The organism is Arthrobacter sulfonylureivorans (genome assembly GCF_047607445.1).
GTDB classification, from domain to species: domain Bacteria; phylum Actinomycetota; class Actinomycetes; order Actinomycetales; family Micrococcaceae; genus Crystallibacter; species Crystallibacter sulfonylureivorans_A.
This window is the reverse complement of sequence record NZ_JBLKRT010000003.1, coordinates 1-19,850: the sequence shown is the minus strand read 5'-3', so window position 1 is coordinate 19,850 and position 19,850 is coordinate 1. Positions and strand designations below refer to the sequence as shown.

The window sequence follows — 19,850 nt, the reverse complement described above, 5'->3', positions numbered from 1 at the left end:
CATGCCTCCACGAACTGGCGCACCGCCCGTGCGCGGGGCCCTCGACTCGCGACGGGCCACCAAGGACCACCACCTAGTGGAATCGGCGGCCTTGGTCCTTCCGGTAGGCCATCACCGCCAGCGCGGTGAACAGTGCGCCCCAGGCCAGCAGCACGGGCAGCGCCAGCGGGTAGGCCTCCGATCCGGTGAGTACCTGGATCAACAGCTCGCGGCCGGCGCGGCTGGGCAGGAACTGGCTGAACTTGTCCAGCCATTCCGGAAACAGCTCCGCCGGCATGAACAGTCCGCCGGCGAAGGCCAGCGGGAACAGGACCACCTGAACCACGGCCAGCGCGGCCTTGGCCGAGAGCGAGTAGCCGATTGCCAGGCCCAGCATCAGGAACGGAGTGCCGATCACCAGGATCAGCGCCGCGGCCAGCAACAGCACCGGCACGGTAACCTCGGCCGCGGTCAGGAACCAGCCGACTAGCACCAGCGGCACCAGGGCCATCAGCGCGAAGATGCAGCCGTTGATCAGCCGACCGGCCATCCGCGGCCCGGCCCCCGCGGGCAGCGTCCGGACGTAGGGTTCGAACGGCTGCGCCCGGTCCTCCGCCACGCCGGTGCCGAAGCTGAACAGGAACGTGGACATCACCGCGAACATGGCCAACTGACCGATCATCGCCGTGGCAACGGCCGGGATCTCCTGGGCTGCCGGCTGCGGCACCACGAAGAAGAACACGGCCAGCGTGGGGAAGAGCAGATTGCCAATCACGGCAATCGGGATCCGGACCGTCTCCAGAAATTGGAACTTGGTGTGCAGCAGCACCAGCCGTGCCGTGCCCGCCGCGGCCTGCGCAGCGGAGGCTGGCCCCGCCGTCGTTGTTGTGCTCACGGTTATTTCCCCTCTCGGTGGGATTCGGAGTCCCCGGCCGATGCGGCGAACGCCGGTTCAGGGGCGGCGTCGCGGTCCGTCGTGTGGTGGTGTGTCAGGGTCAGGAAGGCTTCCTCCAGCGAGGCGCCCCGGACCTCCAATCCAGAGAACGGAATGCCGGACGCCACCAGAGCGCGGACGAAGGCGTCCGAGTCCGAAACCAGCAGGCTATACCGGCTCCCCGCCGGCACGGCGCCGCCAACGGTATCGACAATGGCGTCGGCAACGGCGCCGGCACCACCAGTCACCTCATCACGGCTTGTGTCTGCCGGACCGTCGCCAACATCAACTACGCCGGGCAGCCGGAGCAGTTCCGACGCCGGCACCTGCGCCGTCAGCGCCACGCGGCGCACGCTGACCCGGTCCAGCACGGCGGGCAGCGCATCGTCGGCCAGCACCCGGCCGCCGCCGACCACCACTACCCGCTGGGCCAGCGCCTCCACTTCCTCCAGGTAGTGGCTGGTCAGCACGATCGTGGCGCCGTCGGCGTGGTAATCGCGCAGCGCCTGCCACAGGGCACGGCGGCCCTCCACATCCAGACCGGTGGTCGGCTCATCCAGCAACACCAGCCGCGGCCGGCCCACCAGGGACAGCGCCACCGCCAGCCGGCGCCTTTGCCCGCCGGAGAGGCCGCCGGTCTGCCGGCCCGCCAGCCCGGCCAGCTCGAAGCGCTCCAGCAGTTCGCCTCGCGGCATCGGGTCCACATAGTGTCCGGCGACGAAGTCCACCACCTCGCCCACCTTGAGCGTCGGCGGCAGCCCCGTTTCCTGCGGAGTGGTGCCCAGCATCGCGCGGGCAGCGGGCTTGCGCGGGTCGGCACCGAAGAGACGGACGACGCCGGCATCCGGTTTCCGCTGCCCGTTCACCAGGGACAACAGCGTGGTCTTGCCCGCCCCGTTCGGTCCGAGCAGGCCCACCATCTCCCCCGCGCCCACTTCCAGACTCACATCGTCGAGCGCCACCACGTCCCCGAAGCGTCGGGTCACGGAGCGGACACTGATCAGTGGCTCCATTTACTGTGCTCCTTTCAAGAGCGATTTCAGCGCGGCGGTATAGCTCTCGAACGCGTAGCGGCCGCGGGACGTCAACGCGATAAAAGTAGCCGGGCTGCGGCCCTCAAAGGTCTTCTCCACGGACACGTACTCGGCCTCTTCGAGCTTGCGCAGGTGGGTAGAGAGGTTTCCTGCGGTCATGTCCAGCAGTTTCTGCAATTTGGGGAAGGAGATCCGGTCGCCGGTGTTCAACGACGCCAGAGTGGCCACCACCTTCAGCCGGGCCTGCGCGTGGATCACTGGGTCCAGTTCCGGCTCGCTCACGGCGCGGCCACCGTGGCGGTTTCCGCGGCGGCCTGCGAGCGCCGTCGGTCAACGACCACGCCGGCGGCGGCGCCGAGCAGGAAGCCGCCGCCCCCAGCCACGGCCATCAGCAGATAGGACGACGGCGGCCCTAACAGTGCTGCACCTCCGGCCACCAGTGCGATCCACACGCCCAGGGCGAACATTCGCCACTCGCGCCAGAGCGCCCCGCCGGCCATATAAAGCGCGGCCACCACCAGACAGGACAGGGAATTGGAGAGGATCTGCATGACTTCGTGGCTGGCACCTGCCCGCGCAACGCCGCTCAGGATCAGGAAGACGACGGCGAAGCAAACCGCCCAGGACCAGCCGTACATCGCCCCGACCGCCGCCGAAGCGCCGCGGACGCCGACTGCCCGGCGGCCGATGTGGACACCGGTGAAGACCATCGCCGAGACCAGCAGCAGTCCGAACACGGCGAACGCCCAACCTGCCGGCAGGCCGCGTTCTTGGGTCCCGCTCACGTAGAGCACCAGGTAACCCGCCAGCCAGGCCACACCCCAGGCGCCGAAGAGCAGCGGACCGCTGGGCTCGGTGCCCTTGCGCACCGTGTCCTGCTGGGACCGGATCAGCGCCAGCATCTCCGCCGGGTCGCCCGGCAGGTCCTCACCGGCACCGATGGAGTCCGCGCCGTCGTGGGCTTCCCCCCGATTTGTAGCAGGTTCCCCGTTTGCAGGCTCCCCCTTTACACGCTCCCCGTTCACCGGCTCTCCAACTGCCCAGGGATCCTTGCCGTCCGGACGCCGGCCGTTGCTGCTCATCGAGATACCTCCGCTGCCAAACCACTTTGTACTGCAAACTACTTTGTCAGCCCCGACACTTAAAGCACAAGGGATTGAGCCAATCCTGAGCATCCGCAGCCGGGAACAGGCCGCGCTCGTGCAATCAGAGGAGCGTCGACGGCGCGATGTTCGCTGTCGCCGCACGTCCGCCGTCGATAGTGTGCCCCTATGGAGCAAGTGATGAGCGATAACCTTGAGTCCATCCTCGCCGGTCTGGCCAGCAACAGTGCAGGAACCCTGGCCGGCGAGCCGGAGGAGCTCGGCGTGGCGGATCCGGACCTGCTCGGGCTAAGCATGACCATGGCCGACGGGTACACCTACGAAGCCGGCGACACTCGGTCCGAATTCTCCATCCAGTCGATCTCCAAGCCCTTCACCTACGGCATGGCGCTGGCCGCCCACGGCTACCAGCGCGTCAGGGAGAAGATCGATGTGGAGCCCTCCGGGGACGCCTACAACGAAATCAGCCTGGAGGCAGATACCGGCCGGCCGCGGAACGCGCTGATCAACGCCGGGGCCCTCGCAGCCGCCTCGCTGGTTGCCGGCCACTACGGCGACGATGCCTTCGAGCAGCTGCGGCAGATGTATTCGGCCGCCGCGGGACGCGATCTGACTATGAACCCAACGGTGTACGAATCTGCCCGGCGTACGGGCGACCGCAACCGAGCCATTGCCTACCTGCTGAAAAGCCAGGGCGTGATCGAGCATGACACCGAGGCCGCCCTGGATCTGTATTTCCGGCAGTGCTCGATCGGCGTCACGTGCCGGGATCTGGGTGTCATGGCCGCCACCCTGGCCAACCGCGGGACGAACCCACTCACCGGCGAGGAGGTTCTCGCCCCGGGGATAGCAGAGCACGTGCTGAGCGTGATGACGACCTGCGGCATGTACAACGACGCCGGCGACTGGGTGGCCGGCATCGGGCTGCCGGCCAAGAGCGGTATCAGCGGCGGGATCCTGGCCGCACTGCCCGGCCAGTTGGGGCTTGCCGTGTTCTCCCCGCGGCTGGACCAGCACGGCAACAGCGTCCGCGGCACCGAGGCCTGCCGCCAGCTCTCGGAGGACCTGGGACTGCACTTCATCCACGCCGCCCGCAGCGCGCGCTCGACGATTCGCGCCGACTACAGCCTGGCTGAGAGGCCGTCGCCGCGTATCCGGCCCGCCCGGGAACAATCGGTCCTGGCCAAACATGGACACGAAGCGAGGTTCCTCGAGGTCCACGGCGATATGCTCTTTCCGGAGGCCGAAACGGTCATCCAGCTGGGGTCCGAACTGGCAGCAAGCCATGACGTTGTGGTGATCGACATCAGCCGCTTGGACAAGATCAGCAGCCGCATCAGGGCCCTGTTTCTGCGGTTGCAGGAAGCCTCCGACCCCGCCCGGCTGGCCTTCGTCGACCCTGGCCGATTGCTGGCACCCGTGCCAGGAAGTCCGGCCGGCGCGGCCAATCCGAACACGAGCTTCCCGTCGGTGGACGCCGCCGCGCACTGGTGCGAGGACCACCTCATCGAACGCTACGGCGTGAAGCACCGAGCCAGTGAACTGCAACTGTCCGACCATCCCGTAACCGACGGAATGCCCACCGAGGTGCGCGCGGCGCTCGCGGATTATCTGGAAGGGCAAACGTACGACGACGGAGAGCCTGTGACTGGAGTTGACGGAACAAGCGAAGGCCTGTTCCTGGTCATGGCGGGGCAAGCCCGCGTCTCCCCGAACGCCGCAGGAACGAACGCCGCAGGAACCCGTGCCTCGCTGTACACGGCGGGTACCAGCTTCGGACGGCTCGGCGGTAGCGGCGACGCGCCGCCTCGGGCCCGGGTGCACGCCGAAGGAAAAACCACAGTGGAACTGCTGACGCCGGATAACTACGTCCGCCTGCGGCAGGAGCATCCGCTGACCGCACTACTCTTGGCCGAACGGCTGGTGGACATCGCCGCGGAGCGGCACGAGCTGGCCCCGGCGGCCGACGAGGGCTGACGCCGGCGCCGTCGAGGTTAGCCCGGCGCCCGGCGTCCGGGGGCCTTCCGCCGTCGTCGGCCCTCTTTACTCACGCCGGGCTGACCCGCCACAATAGCGGCAACCGTCCCGACAGGATGCGAGCGTGACGCGCACTATCCATTTCCCCGTCAACACCTTGGCCCTCAAGCGCGGGGGCTTGGTCAAGGCGGTGCGCACCCGGGCCAACACGCTGGCCAAGCACGGCGCCGCAGAAGAGATCTGGATCGAGGTCTTGGGGCTGCAGTACCGGCTGGCCAGCGAAGTAGCCGTTCTCAAGGCGGAGGGCCATCTCCACTCGGACGTCCAGGTCCGCAGCGTCCTCTACGGGCTGGATCCCAGCCCCGAGCCCGATACCCGCGAGCCCGTCCGCCCCCCGCCCGAGGACGACTATGACATTGTTCCGGTCGGCGCCTCCGGCCTGGCCTTTGGATACTTCCGCGACGGGGTCCAGGAGTACTACGTCCGGTTCCAGCCCGAAGGGGCGGTCGGCGCCGTCGAACTGCTGGCCCCGAATCGCGCCCGGCTCCGCCGCGACGACATGGACGAACAGGGCCGGCTGAAGTTGGTGCAGCATTTCACGGAGGCGTCCAAAACGCCCACGGCGCAGCGCCTGATCGGCCGCAACGGCGACTGCTTCCTGACCATCACGCAGCATCCCGGCTCGCCCAGATGGGGACGCAGCTACCTGTTCGACGGCGTGCCGCACGACGACGGCGATGCCCTCACCTTCGCGGATCCGGCCGAGCTCTACCGGCATGCGTTCGAACACCTGCTGGCGGAGGAGGACGCTCCGGTGCTCACGTCCGAATTCCGCGAGAACCTGAACAACCTGCCCGGCCAGACGCTGGACGACGTGGTGAGCAGCGTCCGGCACCCTAACCTGCGGCGCATCGCGGCCGTGCACAGCAACCATTTGGAACCGCCGTACGTGGTGGGCTCGGGCGTCAGCCGCAACTGGCGCAGGCTGCTGGAGCACCTGGACCGCTGGGACGGACTCGTCCTACACACCGACGCGCAGCGCGAGGACATCGCCAAGGAGTTTGGCCATCCCGACCGGCTGTACACCATCGGGCAGCTGGCTCCGCCGGCACAGCCTGACCAGCCTGTCGCGATCAGCCCCGATGCCGAGGCCACCGTCCCCGGACCCAGCAGCCCCGCCATCGACCCCAACCGGCTGGTCATGGTGGCCCGGCTGCACCCCAAGAAGCGCGTGGACGAGGCCATCCAGGTCTTCGCCCTGGTGCGGGCCGGCAACCCCCAGGCCCGGCTGGAGCTCTTCGGCTTCGGCTACGGGGATGAAGAGGAAAACACCATCCGGGCGCTCGTCGACGAACTGGGCCTCGGCGCCGCCGTCGACTTTCCGCCCTTCACCAACAACCCGGCCGATCTTTACGCCACCGCCTGCGCCACGCTGCTGACATCGGCCTCCGAAGGCTTCCCGCTGATCCTGCTGGAGAGCATGTCTTTCGGCGTCCCGGTCGCCGCCTACGACGCCAACTACGGTCCGCGGGATGTGATCCGCCACGGCACGAATGGCTTCCTGGTGCCGTTCGGCGACCGGCAGGCGCTGGCGGAGGGCATCCTGGAGCTGATGCGGGACCCGGAGCTGCGCTCGCGGATGGCCCAGGCAAGCCGCGAAACCCTGAAGCGGTTCGATGAGACCAGCTATGTCACCGGCTGGACCAAAGTACTCGCCGGCTGACACACATGGTCCGCACGGACACAGAACCCGTCCGGGAGGACACAGAACCGAAACTATTCGCCTTTTTCCCACAACTGCTGCGCCGCCGCCCATCACGGTGAGAGAATGACCACATTGTGCAAGGGTTCTTTCAGATTCCCGGCACTACCGACCCGTCCTTCCCCAAGGACACCCGTACTTCTGGAGGCGATCTTGCCAGGTTTGAATCTCACCCGTGACGAAGCGCGGGCCCGCGCCGAACTGCTCAACGTCGAGTCGTACGACGTCACGCTGGACCTCACCCGCGGCGCCAAGGTTTTCGGCTCGCGCACCGTGGTCACCTTTACCGCCATCGCGGGCGGCTCCACCTTCATCGACGCCGTCACGGACACCGTCCACTCGGTCACGCTCAACGGCACGGAACTGGACCCGGCCGAGGTGTCCGACGGCGTGCGCATCCAGCTGCCCACTCTGGCCGAGCACAACGTGCTGGTGATCGACGCGGACGCGCTGTACATGAATACCGGCGAAGGCCTGCACCGCTTCGTGGACCCGGTGGACAACGAGGTCTACCTGTACAGCCAGTTCGAGGTCCCCGACTCGCGCCGCATGTTCGCCGTGTTCGAGCAGCCGGACCTGAAGGCGGCCTTCCGCTTCACCGTCACCGCGCCGTCGCACTGGGACGTCATCTCCAACTCCCCCACCCCGACGCCGCAGCACGTCGGTTCCACGGACGACGGCGGGGCTGCCGCCACCTGGGCATTCCAGCCCACCCCGCGGATCTCCTCCTACATCACCGCGCTGATCGCCGGCCCGTACCAATCCGTGCGCAGCGAGCTGACCAGCTCCGACGGCCGCACCATCCCGCTGGGCGTGTTCGCGCGCAAGTCGCTGATGCAGTACATGGACGCCGAGAACATCTTCACGCTCACCCGGCAGGGCTTCGAGTTCTATGAAAAGCAGTTCGGCACCCCGTACCCGTTCGCCAAGTACGACCAGCTGTTCGTCCCGGAGTTCAACGCCGGAGCCATGGAGAACGCCGGCGCGGTCACCTTCCTGGAAAACTACGTGTTCCGTTCCCGCCCCACCAACGCCATGGTGGAGCGCCGGGCCATCACCGTGCTGCACGAGCTGGCGCACATGTGGTTCGGCGACCTGGTCACCATGCGCTGGTGGAACGACCTGTGGCTGAACGAGTCCTTCGCCGAGTTCATGTCCACGCTGGCCGCCGCCGAAGCCACCGAGTACACGAACGCGTGGACCACGTTCGCGTCGATGGAGAAGTCCTGGGCCTACCGGCAGGACCAGCTGCCCTCCACGCACCCGATCACCGCGGAGATCAAGGATCTGGAGGACGTGCAGGTCAACTTCGACGGCATCACCTATGCCAAGGGCGCCTCGGTACTGCGCCAACTGGTGGCGTGGGTGGGCCAGGAGGAGTTCATGGCCGGCGTGCGTGAGTACTTCGGCAAGCATGCCTGGGCCAATACCGAGCTGGCCGACCTGCTCGGCGAACTGGAGGCCTCCAGCGGCCGCGACCTGAAGGACTGGTCCGCCAAGTGGCTGGAAACCGCCGGCGTGAACACCCTCCGCGCGGAGATTTCAACCGACGACGGCGGTGCCATCACTTCGTTTGCGATCCTCCAGTCTGCGCCGGAGGGCCATCCGACCATCCGGCCGCACCGCCTCGCCGTCGGCTTCTACAACCTGGATCAGGCGGGCAAGTTGGTGCGCACGCACCGTGAGGAACTGGACGTGGACGGCGAGCGCACCGAGGTGCCGCAGCTGGCCGGGCTGGCCCGTCCCGCTCTGGTACTGCTCAACGACGACGACCTGGCCTACGCCAAGATCCGCATGGACGAAGCCTCGCTGGCCACCTCCAAGGCCCACCTGAAGGACTTCACCGCGTCGCTGCCGCGCACCCTGGTGCTGGCCTCGGCCTGGGACGCCACCCGCGACGGCGAGACCCCGGCCCGCGAGTACGTGGAGCTGGTGCTGAACAACATCGCCTACGAGACCGACTCCTCCGTGGTGCTGGTGCTGCTGCGCCAGCTGGCCACCACGCTGGCCTTCTACGTGAACCCGGACGACCGTAAGCGGCTGACCATCGCCGCGGCGGACCGGCTCTGGGAACTGGCCGGAGATGCAGCCGCCGGGTCCGACTCACAGCTGCAGTTCGCCAAGGCCTTCGCCGTGCACGCGCAGACCGAAGAGCAGCTGGACATCGTCGCCGCGCTGCTGGACGGCGGGCGGACGCTGGACGGACTGACCGTGGACGCGGACCTGCGCTGGGAACTGCTCACCTCGCTGGTAGCCGGCGGACGCTTCGGCCAGGCCGAGATCGACGCCGAACTGGAGCGCGACCACACTGCCACCGGCCAGCGTGCCGCGGCGTTGGCCCAGGCCGCCATCCCGACCGCCGCAGCGAAGGCGGCGGCGTGGGACGCCGTGGTGGTCAAGGGCGATCTGCCCAACGCCACCCAGCAGTCGGTCATCGCCGGCTTCACCCGCGTGCATGACACCGCCCTGCTGGAGCCCTTCGCGGCGCAGTACTTCGACGCCATCGAAGACATCTGGAACACGCGCACGCACGAGCTCTCGCAGCAGATCGTGGTGGGGCTCTACCCGACGCAGCTGACCACCCAGGCCACCGTGGACGCCACGGATGCCTGGCTGGAGAAGCTGGCGGACCGCTCCCCCGCGCTGCGCCGTCTAGTGCTGGAAAACCGCGACGGCGTAGTCCGCGCCCTAAAAGCCCAAGCCGCCGACCGCTAACCCTCCGCCGGCCACGGGACCGCACGCGGCTTAGACACGTCGCTCGTTCCTCGCTCCGCGATGCGCCGCTTAGCGCTCCCGCGTCCGGTCCCGGTGGTCGACCAAGGCTTTGCCGGTGGTCGACCAAGCGAGCGCCAGCGAGCGCGTGGAGACCCAAAGCCGAGGGCGGGTCTCCACGCGGCCGCAAGCGGCCTTGGTCGACCAACGATACGGTCAACAACGCTGCCCGCCGGAACAACCGTTCCGGCGGGCAGCTGCGTTTTGGCCTCCCGCCCCTTCCGTTCCTTGAACGATCCGCCGAGAGGTACTGCACTTCCCACCGGCCGAACTAGAATGCCTCAACAACGCGGATGGGAAGGAGCCAGATGTCCAGCCGCCAGTCCCGCCGACGCCGGGTCGCCGCTGCGGCACCGGCCGCTGGGCCCTCGCCGGCCGGTGACTGCTGGTGGCTGAAGCTGGCATGGGCCCGCTGACGGTTGCCGGACAACTGGCGGTCATGCTGGCCGTTTTCTACCTGCCCGGGTTCCTGGCGCTCCGCGCGCTGCGGCAACCATCGATCCGTGCCCTGGTTCTCGCCCCCGCGGCCGGTACCGCCTTGGCTGCGGTCGGAACAATGGCCTGCCTGCTCACCGGCGTGCGCTGGAATCTGCTGTCAGCCGCGGTGCTGGCAGCGCTGGGCATTGGACTCTGCTGGTTGGCCGGCCGAGCCATCAACCCGCCCGAAGCTCCCGTCCTTGCAGTGCCGCGCGCAGTCAAGTGGATGATGGCGGCGTCGTTGGCGATCACGGCTCTGATCCTGGGCTCGGTGATGATCCAGGCCATGGGGTCCATCGACCGGGTGTCGCAGGCCTGGGACCCGACCTACCACGTCAACGTCCTGCAATGGATCAAGCAGAACGGCCAGGCCAGCCCGTGGAGCATCTGGCCGATCTTCGGAGGCGCACCGCCGTCGTTCTATCCCGCAGGCTGGCACGCCATGGTGTCCTTGATACCGGGAGACGTGGTGACGGCGGGGAATTTGTCCTGCCTGATCATCGGCTGCGTGGTGTGGCCGACCTCGCTCGCGCTGCTCGCCCGCGCCTTGTTCCCAAGCCGCCCGTTGGTTTGGGTGCTGACGCCGCTGATCGCGTCGTCGATGCTGGCCTTCCCACTGGTCCAGATGTTCCGCGCCGGCCAGTGGCCCAACAGCTTCGCGGTGGCCCTGCTGCCGGCCATCCTCGCCCTCGGCATCGAACTGCAGTACCGGCTACCCGGCGCTGTCGCTCCGACCGCCGGCCGCACTGTTGATGCCGGCACCGCGGCTGACTCCGAATCTGCTCCAGGCACGCAACCCGACGTCTACGCTGATGCTTCCCCTGCCCCCGGCACGCAACCCGATATCGCTCCTGCCCCGGGCACTCCACCCGGCGCCGGCGCCTCCCCCGGACCCCGATCCGACGCCGACACCGATGCCGGAACCGGCGCCGTCGTCGTCGCCGTCGGACTTTCCCAGACACGGGCCCCCCGGAGAAGGACGACGGCGGACCTCGCCGCACTCGCGATGGTCACCTTCGGAGCCGCCTGGATTCATCCCTCGGCCCTTGCCAGCCTGCTGGTACTCGGCGGCGTCTACCTCATCCGCGTGGCAGTCCTGGGGCTCCTCCGCCTGTGGCGCAGTCATCGCAAGCAGTTCGTTGTAACGGTCAGTGCGCTCGCCGCGGCAGCGGTCGGCGTCGTCGTCCTGCTGACCCAGTCCCAGCTTCTGGCCGCAGTGATGTCCTATCCGCGCGGCCGCACAGCGGGCTGGGAGGACGCCCTGGTGTGGTTGGTCTTCGACCTGCCGCGCCAGCCGGCCAGCGCCGATGCCGTCCCGGGAAGCTACGCCGTCGTTGTCGGCATCCTGATGGTCTGCGGCGCACTGCTGGCCTGCTTCACCGCCAGAACGTGGCCGGCGGTGGCGGGGATGGCGGCCGCCGTCGTGCTGTTCATCTTGGCGGCGGGGCCGGAAGACAATCCGTTCCGGTGGCTGACCGGCTTCTGGTACACCGACCCGCCGAGGATCGCGCCGCTGGTCCACATCTTCGCCGTGGTCTTCGCCGCGCTGGCGCTGGATCAGTTGTGCACGTTGCTGGTGCGACTCATCCGCCCGCGCCGCGGCCGCACCGGCGCTCGCGCCCCAACCGGCGCCCGCGCCTCCACCAACGTTCCTCCAGACACCCACGCCCGCCCCGACCGCCAACAACTGGCAACGGCCGGGCTGGCTTTCGCTGTCCTGGCCGCGGTCTTCGTGTCCACCGGCGCCTTCCGGCACGACGTACGCGTTGACACGGCCTCCATCCGCTACGGCATCACCCAGCACCATGACGGCCGGGCGCTGATGGGCGACGAGCAGGACTTCATCCGCTCGCTCGGGCCGTTGCTGCCCGCAGGCGCCGTCGTCATTGGCGACCCGTTCAACGGCCTGCCGTACATCTACTCCCTCACCGGCCATCAAACCGTCTACTTCCAGAATGTCAGCAGCGCGGGCAGCAAGGACAAGGACTATCTGCGCCAGCATTTCCGCAACATCGGGTCCGATCCCCGCGTCTGCCCGGCGCTCCGGAGCACCGGCGCCACCTACCTCTACGACGACCAGCCGGTCCGCGGCTACCAGCACAGCGCCAAGCACCAGTGGCCGGGCTTCCACAACATTGACTTCTCGCACGGCTTCCGCCGCATCGCCTCCCACGGCAGCGCCACGCTCTACGAAATCACAGCCTGCCGCTGACCCCGCGGCGGAAACAGCGGCTCGCCAGGCGCGGCAGGTCACAGCAACGCGGCGGGTCGCCGCTGACCCCGCGGCGCGGCAGGTCACAGCAACCCCGGCGGGTGCAGCCCGGACGTGCAGGGTTTAATGGCCCCATGGACCTCTCCCAGCACCACTACTCAGTTTCGCTCCACTGGACCGGTAACCGGGGCGAAGGCACCGCCAGCTACCGCGGCTACGGGCGCGACCACGTGGTCCGCGCGGCGGGCCTGCCGGACCTGGCCGGAACCGCCGATCCGACCTTCCACGGCGACAAGGACCGCTGGAACCCGGAGCAGTTGCTGCTGACCGCGCTCTCGCAGTGCCACATGCTCTCCTACCTGCATGTCGCGGTGAAGAACGGCATCGTCGTCACCGGTTATGACGACGACGCCGAGGGCACCTTGCGCCTGAACCGGGACGGCAGCGGCGAATTCACCTCCGTGACGCTCCGACCGCGCGTTGCCATCGCCGATCCGGATCAGTCCGAGCTCGCCCAGCGTCTGCATGCGGACGCCAACAAGGTCTGCTTCATTGCGCGCAGCGTGAACTTCCCCGTCCTCCACGAAGCGGTGGTTGTGCCCGGCTGAGACAATGGTTGCTGACAGCATCAGCGAACAGAGACCATCGATGACCGAAACACCCCAGAACCCCGCCCAGCCAGCCTCCCCCTCCGCCCCGGCACAGCCGGCCGAAGGCGCGGACATCCCGTCCCGCTTCGGCCAGCCGCTGGCCACCCTGACGCCGGCCCCGGCGGCCGCGAACGCGTTCAAGCAACCGGAGTACACGGACAACTTCTACAATGCCGTCGGCGGCCACGAGACCTTCGTGAAACTGGTGGACGTGTTCTACGACGGCATCGCCGAGGACGACGTGCTGCGCAAGATGTACCCCGAGGAGGACCTGGGACCGGCCAAGGACCGGATGCGGATGTTCCTCGAGCAGTACTGGGGCGGCCCGGGCACTTACAGCGAACAGCGCGGCCACCCGCGGCTGCGGATGCGTCACCAGCCCTTCAAGGTGGACTTCGATGCGCGCGACCGCTGGCTCTCGCACATGCGCCGGGCGGTCGATTCGCTGGACCTGCCGCCGCTCCACGAGCAGACGCTCTGGGACTACTTCGAACGCGCCGCCCACTCGATGGTCAACAGCGCCTAAGCAGTTCCGCTCAGAGCGAGGCGCCGCTGCGTACCAGCACGTGCCCGCGGCCGGTGCTCACCCGCAGCCACCGGCCGTTCCGGAACACCGCCGCCGGGTTCCCGTCCAAAAAGCCCAGCGTGAGCGCGGCAAACGCCGCGCCCGAGGGAATGACGACGTCGGCCGGCAGCCCGCCGATGCTTGGCAGCGGCCTGCTCCAGACAGTGCCGCGGGCATTGTTGACCATCAACTGCCCCGGACTCTCCGGCAGCGCTTCGGAGACCTCCCGGATCCCTTCCCGGGCGGCTTCCTCCAGTTCGGCGGACTCCAGCGCGCCAACGTGTTCCCAGCCAGAGCGCGGCGGCAGCACCCCGGTCCATGACTCGTTCACCGTGGTGGGCGGAACGGGCAGCCCGGTTTCCTGATTCCCCATTCTGGCCAGCCGGTCCCCGACCGCAGCCAACGGCACGGTCTCCTCCACGCCGGCCGGCGCCGCCAGCGGCATGACCCGCAGGCCCAGGATCGTCGGCGTCGACTCGCCGAGGATCCGCGGCCGCATCAAACAGACGTATGCGGCCAGCACGCTGCCGAACGCCTGCAGGTGGATCGAGCTCTCACCGGCGGCGCGGGCCCGGCTGACGTAGGTCTTCAAGTCCGCCGCAACCTGTTCATCGGCCAGTTGCAGAACGGGCGTTCCAGTGGCGGTCACTCGGCAACCTCTTGTCCGGCGCCGGCAGCCTGGCTGCTGTTGCGGAACGGGACCGGAGGCCCGGCCCACAGCTGCAGGGCAGCGCGGTACCCGTCGGGCAGCGGCACCGGCCGTCCCGTCGCGGCAGCTGCCAGCACCATGGTCGACGCACCCAGCGCATGCACGGTGCCGGTCCGGTCTTCATCGACGACGGCGTAGCCCAGGTCGAAGCTGGAGTTGCCGATCCGGGTCACCCACACGCGCACATGCACCGGTTCGGTCCGAAGGTCCAGCGGCACCCGGTACTCGATTTCCTGCCGTCCCACCAGCGTGCGGTTGTCGGTGCCGCCCAGCTCACGCAGGGTCGCGCCCGATTGCCCACCGGCAGCTGCCGGAAGTTCCGGCCGCAGCTGGTGCAGCAGCACGCGCGCCGTTTCCAGGTACTCCAGATACGTCACATTGTTCACGTGGCCATAGGAATCAACGTCGCTGAACCGTAGCTGGATGGGGAAACGCGGGGCATTCGGCGGAACAGTAGGCATGCTCCAATCCTCTCAAAGCGCGGCAGCCGCCACTAACCAGCCGGACGGGCGGGACTGCTCCTGCGCGTTGCAGCCGCGCCGGAGTTGAGTGGTTGACGGGTGCGAACTACTGTCGGAGATGTTCGTACCCGTGGGTAACCGGCAAGGAGAGCAGATGACCGCCATTGAGGAACACGCCGATCCGACGGCGGTGTTGCTGGAGCTGTTGGACCTTTCCGACGCCGACGGTGCCAACACGAACGAGGAAATCTTCGTCGGCGTCTCCGAAAAGCAGCCGCGCGGGCGGGTCTTTGGCGGTCAGGTACTGGCCCAGTCGGTCATCGCGGCGCTGAGGACGGTGGAGCCGGACCGGCCGATCCACTCTATGCACGGCTATTTCCTGCGTGCCGGCGACGCCGACCTGCCGATCACCTTCGGCGTGGAGCGGCTGCGCGACGGACGGTCCTTCTCCGCCCGGCGCACCCACGCCTACCAAAACGGCGTGCCGATCCTGTCGATGATCGCTTCCTTCCAGACGCCCGCCGCGGGACTGGAACATCATGAGCCGTTCCCGGACGGCATCCCGGCCCCGGAAACCCTGCCGAGTACCGCGGATCTGCTGGGCAAGGTGGATAACCCGGTGGCCCAGCACGTGGCCTACCACCGGCCGTTCGACATCCGCCACGTCCAGGACGCCCTCTACATCCAGGCCAAGGGCGAACGCCAAGCAGTTAATGCTGTTTGGATGAAGACCAAAGGCCCGCTGCCCGACGATCAGGGCCTGCACCGTGCTGCGCTTGCCTTCGGCAGCGACTACTCACTGCTGGAGCCCATCCTCCGCCAGCATGGCGTCAGCTGGGTGACGCCCGACATGAGCGTCGCCAGCCTGGACCATGCCATGTGGTGGCACCGGCCGGTGCGGGTGGACGACTGGCTGCTCTACGTCCAGTCCTCCCCCAGCGCCTCCGGCGCCCGCGGCCTCGCCGTCGGCAAGATCTTCAACCGCGACGGCGAACTGGTCGCCACCGTCGCCCAGGAAGGCATGATCCGGATTCCGGAGTAGCAGAGACAGCGACGGGCTTCAGAGCCCCCGTTAGAGGGTTCTCATGGAGCCGGGTGAACGTTGAATTCATTGCCCGCGCGGTTGAGCTTCAGGGACCGGGGCGTCTTCCTCCCAATCCGTTGAGTGGCAACGAGTTCTTCGAGATGCCGCGTACATGCCTCCGCGTCGCTGAAGTCGAGGCTGCCGGAGACAGGCGCAAGATCGTACTCCCACCAGCGCAATGCCAGCAGCCTCGCCACTAGGTCTGCCGAGAAGCGCGTGCGGATCGGTCGCGCCGGCACTCCGGCCACTACGGTGTACGGCTCGACATCGCGTGAGACAACAGCCCTCGCGGCGACTATTGCCCCGTCACCGATCCGGGTGCCGCGGCGGACCACTGCGCCCTCGCCGATCCAAACGTCGTTGCCGATATAGCTGGGACCTTTACCGCCATCGAATGGAATCGAGGCTGCGATCTCCTCGTAGGCCGGCTGGTCTTTGAACTGGCGGGTCCCGTTGTACTGAAATGGGTGAACCGAGAGCCAGTCGGTCGGATGTTCAGTCGCACCGATCAACACGTTCGGTGCAACGGCACAGAATCGTCCGAGCGAAACGTTGTTCAATTCGCAGCCGGGTCCGACGTACGTCAGCATGCCAATCGTCACCGCACCACCGATTCGTGCCCGGTTGAGGGAGACAGGGATTTCTGAGGTCAGCGTCCCTGCTAGGTCTTGGGGATAGATCCCCTTCACGCCGGCTTCTGCCAAATGCGAGGGCAGCGGATGGCTGCCGAGTTCCATTCCGAATAGCTCATGATTGATCGTATCCAAAGACAATGACCCCTTCCGAATGTTGACGGCGCCCGATATATAAGCGATCTTTTGACCTTTCCCATATGCCGACCGAAATCACTTTGTTTACATCGTCCAACCGGAAGCAGCAGCGACGCCTCACGCCATTGTTTATCATCTTTTCGTGCGGCACACGCAATCTGAGGCGTTATGTGCACACACAGAGTGAATTTTGAGTTAACACCCTTCAAAGCCCCGCTGGACCTGACAGCCCGGCCCCTCGCGCCGTTGGCCATCATGCCGAGTCCGGCACGGGGACAGCAGGAAGAGGGCACGGATGGTGGATAGCCATGAACAATCCCATCTCCAAAGATGCACTCTTCGATGAGGATTTGTGTCAATCTTCCGGTGCTACAATCGCTGCGAATTTGCTCTGCATAGATAGTTGGTCTTGCCAGCGTTTAGGCATTAGGGCACCAAAGCTACATAAGGACCAGCTTCAATGAATCAATTCGCTCGGGGAACGAATCGTACCGTTGCCTTCTTTCTCGAAAACCGTAACGGCGTTCATTTAGCTGCCAAGATATGGGCGTGCCTACCGAACGGCACCCGGGTTAAAACTCTCGTGGCTGATCCAACCAACGTCACCCTCGAGTGGGTCAAAGCAGGACTTGCTGACGTTGGAGCAGAGCACCCGGTTCACAATGTGTTTGAGGGACTCGGGCGTACGTCGACTTGGCGCGACGATCTGCCGCATCTGGTTCGGAGTTGGGCTGAAGCCGAAGGCATCGATGTAGTCGTCCTGTTCAACGACCGCTCCGTGAGAGGATCGCGGGTCATGGAAGCGGTTCGGGATATCGCCGGTACCGTCCTCATCCAAGACGGTCATCTGCACTTCTACTTCCGGCGCGCGTTTCTGCACCGCCGTGACCAGAATTGGTCGTACGGTTCCACGCTGCCGTCCTCAGTCTGCGTTTGGGGCAAAACGACGGAAGAGTTCATCCGGGGCCGTGAGGAGAACTTCGATACACGCCTAGTGGTGACGGGCGCACTCGGCTCCTCAGATGACGGCCGTTTCCAGGCTGGAGCCGCTCTGCAGGAACGGCACCGGCGGACGTTCAGCGGGAAACCCCGTTTCGTGCTCGCGGACCAAGCATTGTCCGACCAGGGCAAGTGCACTCAACGGCGACACCGGTTCCTGCTGATGCAGGTGGCCAGGGCCCTGGCGAGCGTCGGCGAGTTGACCGTAAAGCCACACCCCTCCAGCTCGGCTAAGCACCTCCAGTGGCTGACCGAAACCTTCCCCGGTCGTGTAGCGCCTACTGCCCGGGGCTGGGAGCACGGCGAAGGGGAGGATCAAACGGCCGCCATCGTCACTTTCTACTCGACGATCTACACTGACGCGATACGGCAGCGCACCCCCGTGATTTTCGTCAGTTCCCCGGACATCGAGCCGGTCATTCCGCGAATCAAGCATCCGTTGGTCCGCAACGTGGCGGGCCCGAAGGAACTTGCGCTCATTATCAAGCGCTATGCCGCGACAGGCGTATTTCCTTCCAACGCTGCCGGCGCTTCCATGGGGGATGTCGTGGCCAGCATTCAAGACCCGGCTGAGTTGATCGTTTCAGAAATCATGAACGCGTCACCGATGCCTTCGAACGCGCCGGTAGAGGCACCTCAACCGAAGGCTCCGGTTTCGGCCGAGGAAGTATTGGTCCGGGAGCTGCCGTTCCCCCGTGGCCCCATGGCGGTGGTGACCGACGACTATTCCTACCGCACCGGGAGCGCCATCCCGCTGCTGACCGGGCTCAAGACGCTTACGCCGGAGCAGGCGAATTCCATCTGCCTCATCGATTCCCGTGCATATCTGTCGCCCCAGGCATTGGCTACTGAACTCCGCAAACACAGGGTTCTGTTGGTCAACAGCCTCGCCCCGTTCTGGCGGAGCAGAAACTTCTCGGAGATCATCGGCGAGCTGGTCACCCGTGGCACCCGTGTGCTGGTCTACGTCCATGAAACAGAGTGGGTCTTCGATTACGAAAGCTCTCGTGTTCCCGAACGCCACGCGCAACTGCTCAAGGTCCTGCCGCACATCGAAATGCTCTGTGTTTCCGAAGGCCAGGCCGCCATGTACCGGGCCCTGGGGGCGAAGACACGAGTGGTGCTGAACACTACGCCCGGCCTGGCCGGTTCCATCGAACGCCGGAAGAACAGTGATCCTGAGGGAGTCGTTACCGTCCTGATGGCTGGCACAGTCCAGGAACGGAAAGGGGTTGCTTTGTTCTCGGCCGTGGCCGACGCAGCACATGCCCTTGAGCTTCCTTACCGCTTCCAGTGGGCAGGACGCCTGACCCCAAGGTTGAACGAAGGCACCCGGCTCTCCGAACATGTCGATTGGCTAGGAGAGCTCCCTCGGCCCCAGCTGGAAGCCTGCCTCTCCAAGGCCAACGTTTTCTTTCTCTCCAGTGCCGACGACCCCATGCCCTTGGCAGCGCTGGAAGCAGTCAGGGCCGGTGCACGCATCGTGACGTACTCACATGTTGGAACGGCCGAAGTCCTGGCCGGGGTGGCTGGATACGAGCACTTCGATGAGTACGATGCCGATTCAGCACTGGCAGCTATCGCCAGGGTCCTCCAAGCGGAACCTGACTACGACACGCTCGAACAGCGGCTCGATCAATTCGACGCCAGGGCGTTTATGCGGCGCATGGCACTGGCTTTTGCGGCTGAGACAGATCTGTCCGCCACTGTTGCCCGGCAGCAGGCCCCGGCGGTCAGCATCCTCAAAGCCCGTAGAACTTCTGAACTGATAGCCTCAACCGCCCGGTTTCTCTCCGCGAAACCCAACTCGCACGAGCTGAACCAACTGCTGCGATCAGCCCGTCGGAAGCTGCCCGTGCCCCTGTTCGCTCAGCTGATCCACGTCCTCGGGTTGGTTGGGTGGAAGTCGGCCCGCCCGTGGATCGCCCTGAGCGAGGCGGCACGACACCTGCCCTGGGAGCACCGGTCGGTCGGACGCCAGTATGCCCTGCAGGCGCTGGATATCAACCCTTCATCACCCCAGGCGCGCAGGCTGATGGTGCGGCATTCCACGATCGTTTCGGCCGCGGTCCACGTCCGCCGCCGGACGCTCGGCCGCGCCCGCAAAGTTGCCACAAGGCGCTAATAGCCTGGCCCGGGCATCGATGGCGGCCGCCGGAGGCGGCCATCGATGCCCGGGCAGAATGTCACCGCGCTGACGCACTGCACTCCGTTCTGTTCCGATCCGCTCCCGCTCGAACAGGCGCTTCCTGCTTTCGGGCAAGGCGACGTCCGACTGAGGTTTGCGAATGCAAGGCAATCTGGCCTCCCACGACAATGACGGCTCCCGCCAAAGCGGGAGCCGTCATTCTTGGGACGCGGT

General features: G+C 66.6%; 15 protein-coding genes. 8 read left to right on the top strand and 7 right to left on the bottom strand.

The window, feature by feature from the left end; translation table 11 throughout:
* Positions 1-73: 73 nt before the first annotated feature.
* The 4 genes from ACMX2H_RS02130 to ACMX2H_RS02115 are packed head-to-tail and all read right to left on the bottom strand — an operon-like array spanning position 74 to position 3,029.
* Positions 74-874 (bottom strand): ABC transporter permease, encoded by an 801-nt coding sequence (locus ACMX2H_RS02130; protein WP_414958760.1) that lies wholly within the window; start codon positions 872-874, stop codon positions 74-76.
* Between the two features lie 2 nt (positions 875-876).
* Positions 877-1,926 carry an ABC transporter ATP-binding protein gene (locus ACMX2H_RS02125; RefSeq protein ID WP_414958759.1) on the bottom strand — a complete coding sequence of 350 codons (1,050 nt, stop codon included), beginning with the start codon at positions 1,924-1,926 and terminating at the stop codon, positions 877-879.
* Positions 1,927-2,229, bottom strand: coding sequence for a transcriptional regulator (locus ACMX2H_RS02120; RefSeq protein ID WP_414958758.1), 303 nt, complete (start codon positions 2,227-2,229; stop codon positions 1,927-1,929).
* Positions 2,226-3,029 carry a hypothetical protein gene (locus ACMX2H_RS02115; protein WP_414958757.1) on the bottom strand — a complete coding sequence of 268 codons (804 nt, stop codon included), beginning with the start codon at positions 3,027-3,029 and terminating at the stop codon, positions 2,226-2,228. Before ACMX2H_RS02115 ends, ACMX2H_RS02120 begins: the two co-directional genes overlap by 4 nt.
* A 201-nt stretch (positions 3,030-3,230) precedes the next feature.
* On the opposite strand from ACMX2H_RS02115, the gene glsA reads away from it, so the two are divergent.
* The 6 genes from glsA (at position 3,231) to ACMX2H_RS02085 (ending at position 13,426) form a co-directional block, all read left to right on the top strand.
* Positions 3,231-5,027 (top strand): glutaminase A, encoded by a 1,797-nt coding sequence (glsA, locus tag ACMX2H_RS02110; RefSeq protein WP_414958756.1) that lies wholly within the window; start codon positions 3,231-3,233, stop codon positions 5,025-5,027.
* 124 nt (positions 5,028-5,151) lie between these two features.
* Positions 5,152-6,750: a glycosyltransferase gene (locus ACMX2H_RS02105; protein ID WP_414958755.1), complete on the top strand. Its 1,599-nt coding sequence runs from the start codon at positions 5,152-5,154 to the stop codon at positions 6,748-6,750.
* 201 nt (positions 6,751-6,951) lie between these two features.
* Entirely contained in the window at positions 6,952-9,504 is a 2,553-nt protein-coding gene (gene pepN / locus ACMX2H_RS02100) for an aminopeptidase N (RefSeq protein WP_414958855.1), read from the top strand.
* A gap of 445 nt (positions 9,505-9,949) precedes the next feature.
* Positions 9,950-12,250: a DUF6541 family protein gene (locus ACMX2H_RS02095; RefSeq protein WP_414958754.1), complete on the top strand. Its 2,301-nt coding sequence runs from the start codon at positions 9,950-9,952 to the stop codon at positions 12,248-12,250.
* Positions 12,251-12,384: 134 nt separating this feature from the next.
* Positions 12,385-12,858 carry an OsmC family protein gene (locus ACMX2H_RS02090; RefSeq protein ID WP_414958753.1) on the top strand — a complete coding sequence of 158 codons (474 nt, stop codon included), beginning with the start codon at positions 12,385-12,387 and terminating at the stop codon, positions 12,856-12,858.
* 40 nt (positions 12,859-12,898) lie between these two features.
* Positions 12,899-13,426 (top strand): globin, encoded by a 528-nt coding sequence (locus tag ACMX2H_RS02085; protein WP_414958752.1) that lies wholly within the window; start codon positions 12,899-12,901, stop codon positions 13,424-13,426.
* A gap of 10 nt (positions 13,427-13,436) precedes the next feature.
* On the opposite strand, the gene ACMX2H_RS02080 is transcribed toward ACMX2H_RS02085, so the two are convergent.
* Together ACMX2H_RS02080 and ACMX2H_RS02075 are read right to left on the bottom strand one after the other, a co-directional pair.
* A complete protein-coding gene (locus tag ACMX2H_RS02080) occupies positions 13,437-14,114 on the bottom strand; it encodes a hypothetical protein (RefSeq protein WP_414958751.1) in 678 nt (225 codons plus the stop codon).
* Positions 14,111-14,635 (bottom strand): acyl-CoA thioesterase, encoded by a 525-nt coding sequence (locus ACMX2H_RS02075; RefSeq protein WP_414958750.1) that lies wholly within the window; start codon positions 14,633-14,635, stop codon positions 14,111-14,113. Before ACMX2H_RS02075 ends, ACMX2H_RS02080 begins: the two co-directional genes overlap by 4 nt.
* Before the next feature lie 154 nt (positions 14,636-14,789).
* On the opposite strand from ACMX2H_RS02075, the gene ACMX2H_RS02070 reads away from it, so the two are divergent.
* Complete coding sequence (locus ACMX2H_RS02070; RefSeq protein ID WP_414958749.1) at positions 14,790-15,677, top strand: acyl-CoA thioesterase; 888 nt, start codon at positions 14,790-14,792, stop codon at positions 15,675-15,677.
* 41 nt (positions 15,678-15,718) lie between these two features.
* On the opposite strand, the gene ACMX2H_RS02065 is transcribed toward ACMX2H_RS02070, so the two are convergent.
* Positions 15,719-16,486 (bottom strand): CatB-related O-acetyltransferase, encoded by a 768-nt coding sequence (locus tag ACMX2H_RS02065; RefSeq protein ID WP_414958748.1) that lies wholly within the window; start codon positions 16,484-16,486, stop codon positions 15,719-15,721.
* A gap of 463 nt (positions 16,487-16,949) precedes the next feature.
* Between ACMX2H_RS02065 and ACMX2H_RS02060 the strand changes: the two genes are divergently transcribed.
* Positions 16,950-19,613, top strand: coding sequence for a glycosyltransferase family 4 protein (locus ACMX2H_RS02060; RefSeq protein ID WP_414958747.1), 2,664 nt, complete (start codon positions 16,950-16,952; stop codon positions 19,611-19,613).
* The last annotated feature ends 237 nt before the right edge of the window (positions 19,614-19,850 follow it).

Bases quoted from the DNA above. Each gene is read 5' to 3' on its own strand.
- ACMX2H_RS02125 (WP_414958759.1), bottom strand. From the start codon at position 1,926: ATGGAGCCACTGATCAGTGTCCGCTCCGTGACCCGACGCTTCGGGGAC.
- ACMX2H_RS02115 (WP_414958757.1), bottom strand. From the start codon at position 3,029: ATGAGCAGCAACGGCCGGCGTCCGGACGGCAAGGATCCCTGGGCAGTT.
- glsA (WP_414958756.1), top strand. From the start codon at position 3,231: ATGAGCGATAACCTTGAGTCCATCCTCGCCGGTCTGGCCAGCAACAGT.
- ACMX2H_RS02090 (WP_414958753.1), top strand. From the start codon at position 12,385: ATGGACCTCTCCCAGCACCACTACTCAGTTTCGCTCCACTGGACCGGT.
- ACMX2H_RS02085 (WP_414958752.1), top strand. From the start codon at position 12,899: ATGACCGAAACACCCCAGAACCCCGCCCAGCCAGCCTCCCCCTCCGCC.
- ACMX2H_RS02075 (WP_414958750.1), bottom strand. From the start codon at position 14,635: ATGCCTACTGTTCCGCCGAATGCCCCGCGTTTCCCCATCCAGCTACGG.
- ACMX2H_RS02070 (WP_414958749.1), top strand. From the start codon at position 14,790: ATGACCGCCATTGAGGAACACGCCGATCCGACGGCGGTGTTGCTGGAG.
- ACMX2H_RS02060 (WP_414958747.1), top strand. From the start codon at position 16,950: ATGAATCAATTCGCTCGGGGAACGAATCGTACCGTTGCCTTCTTTCTC.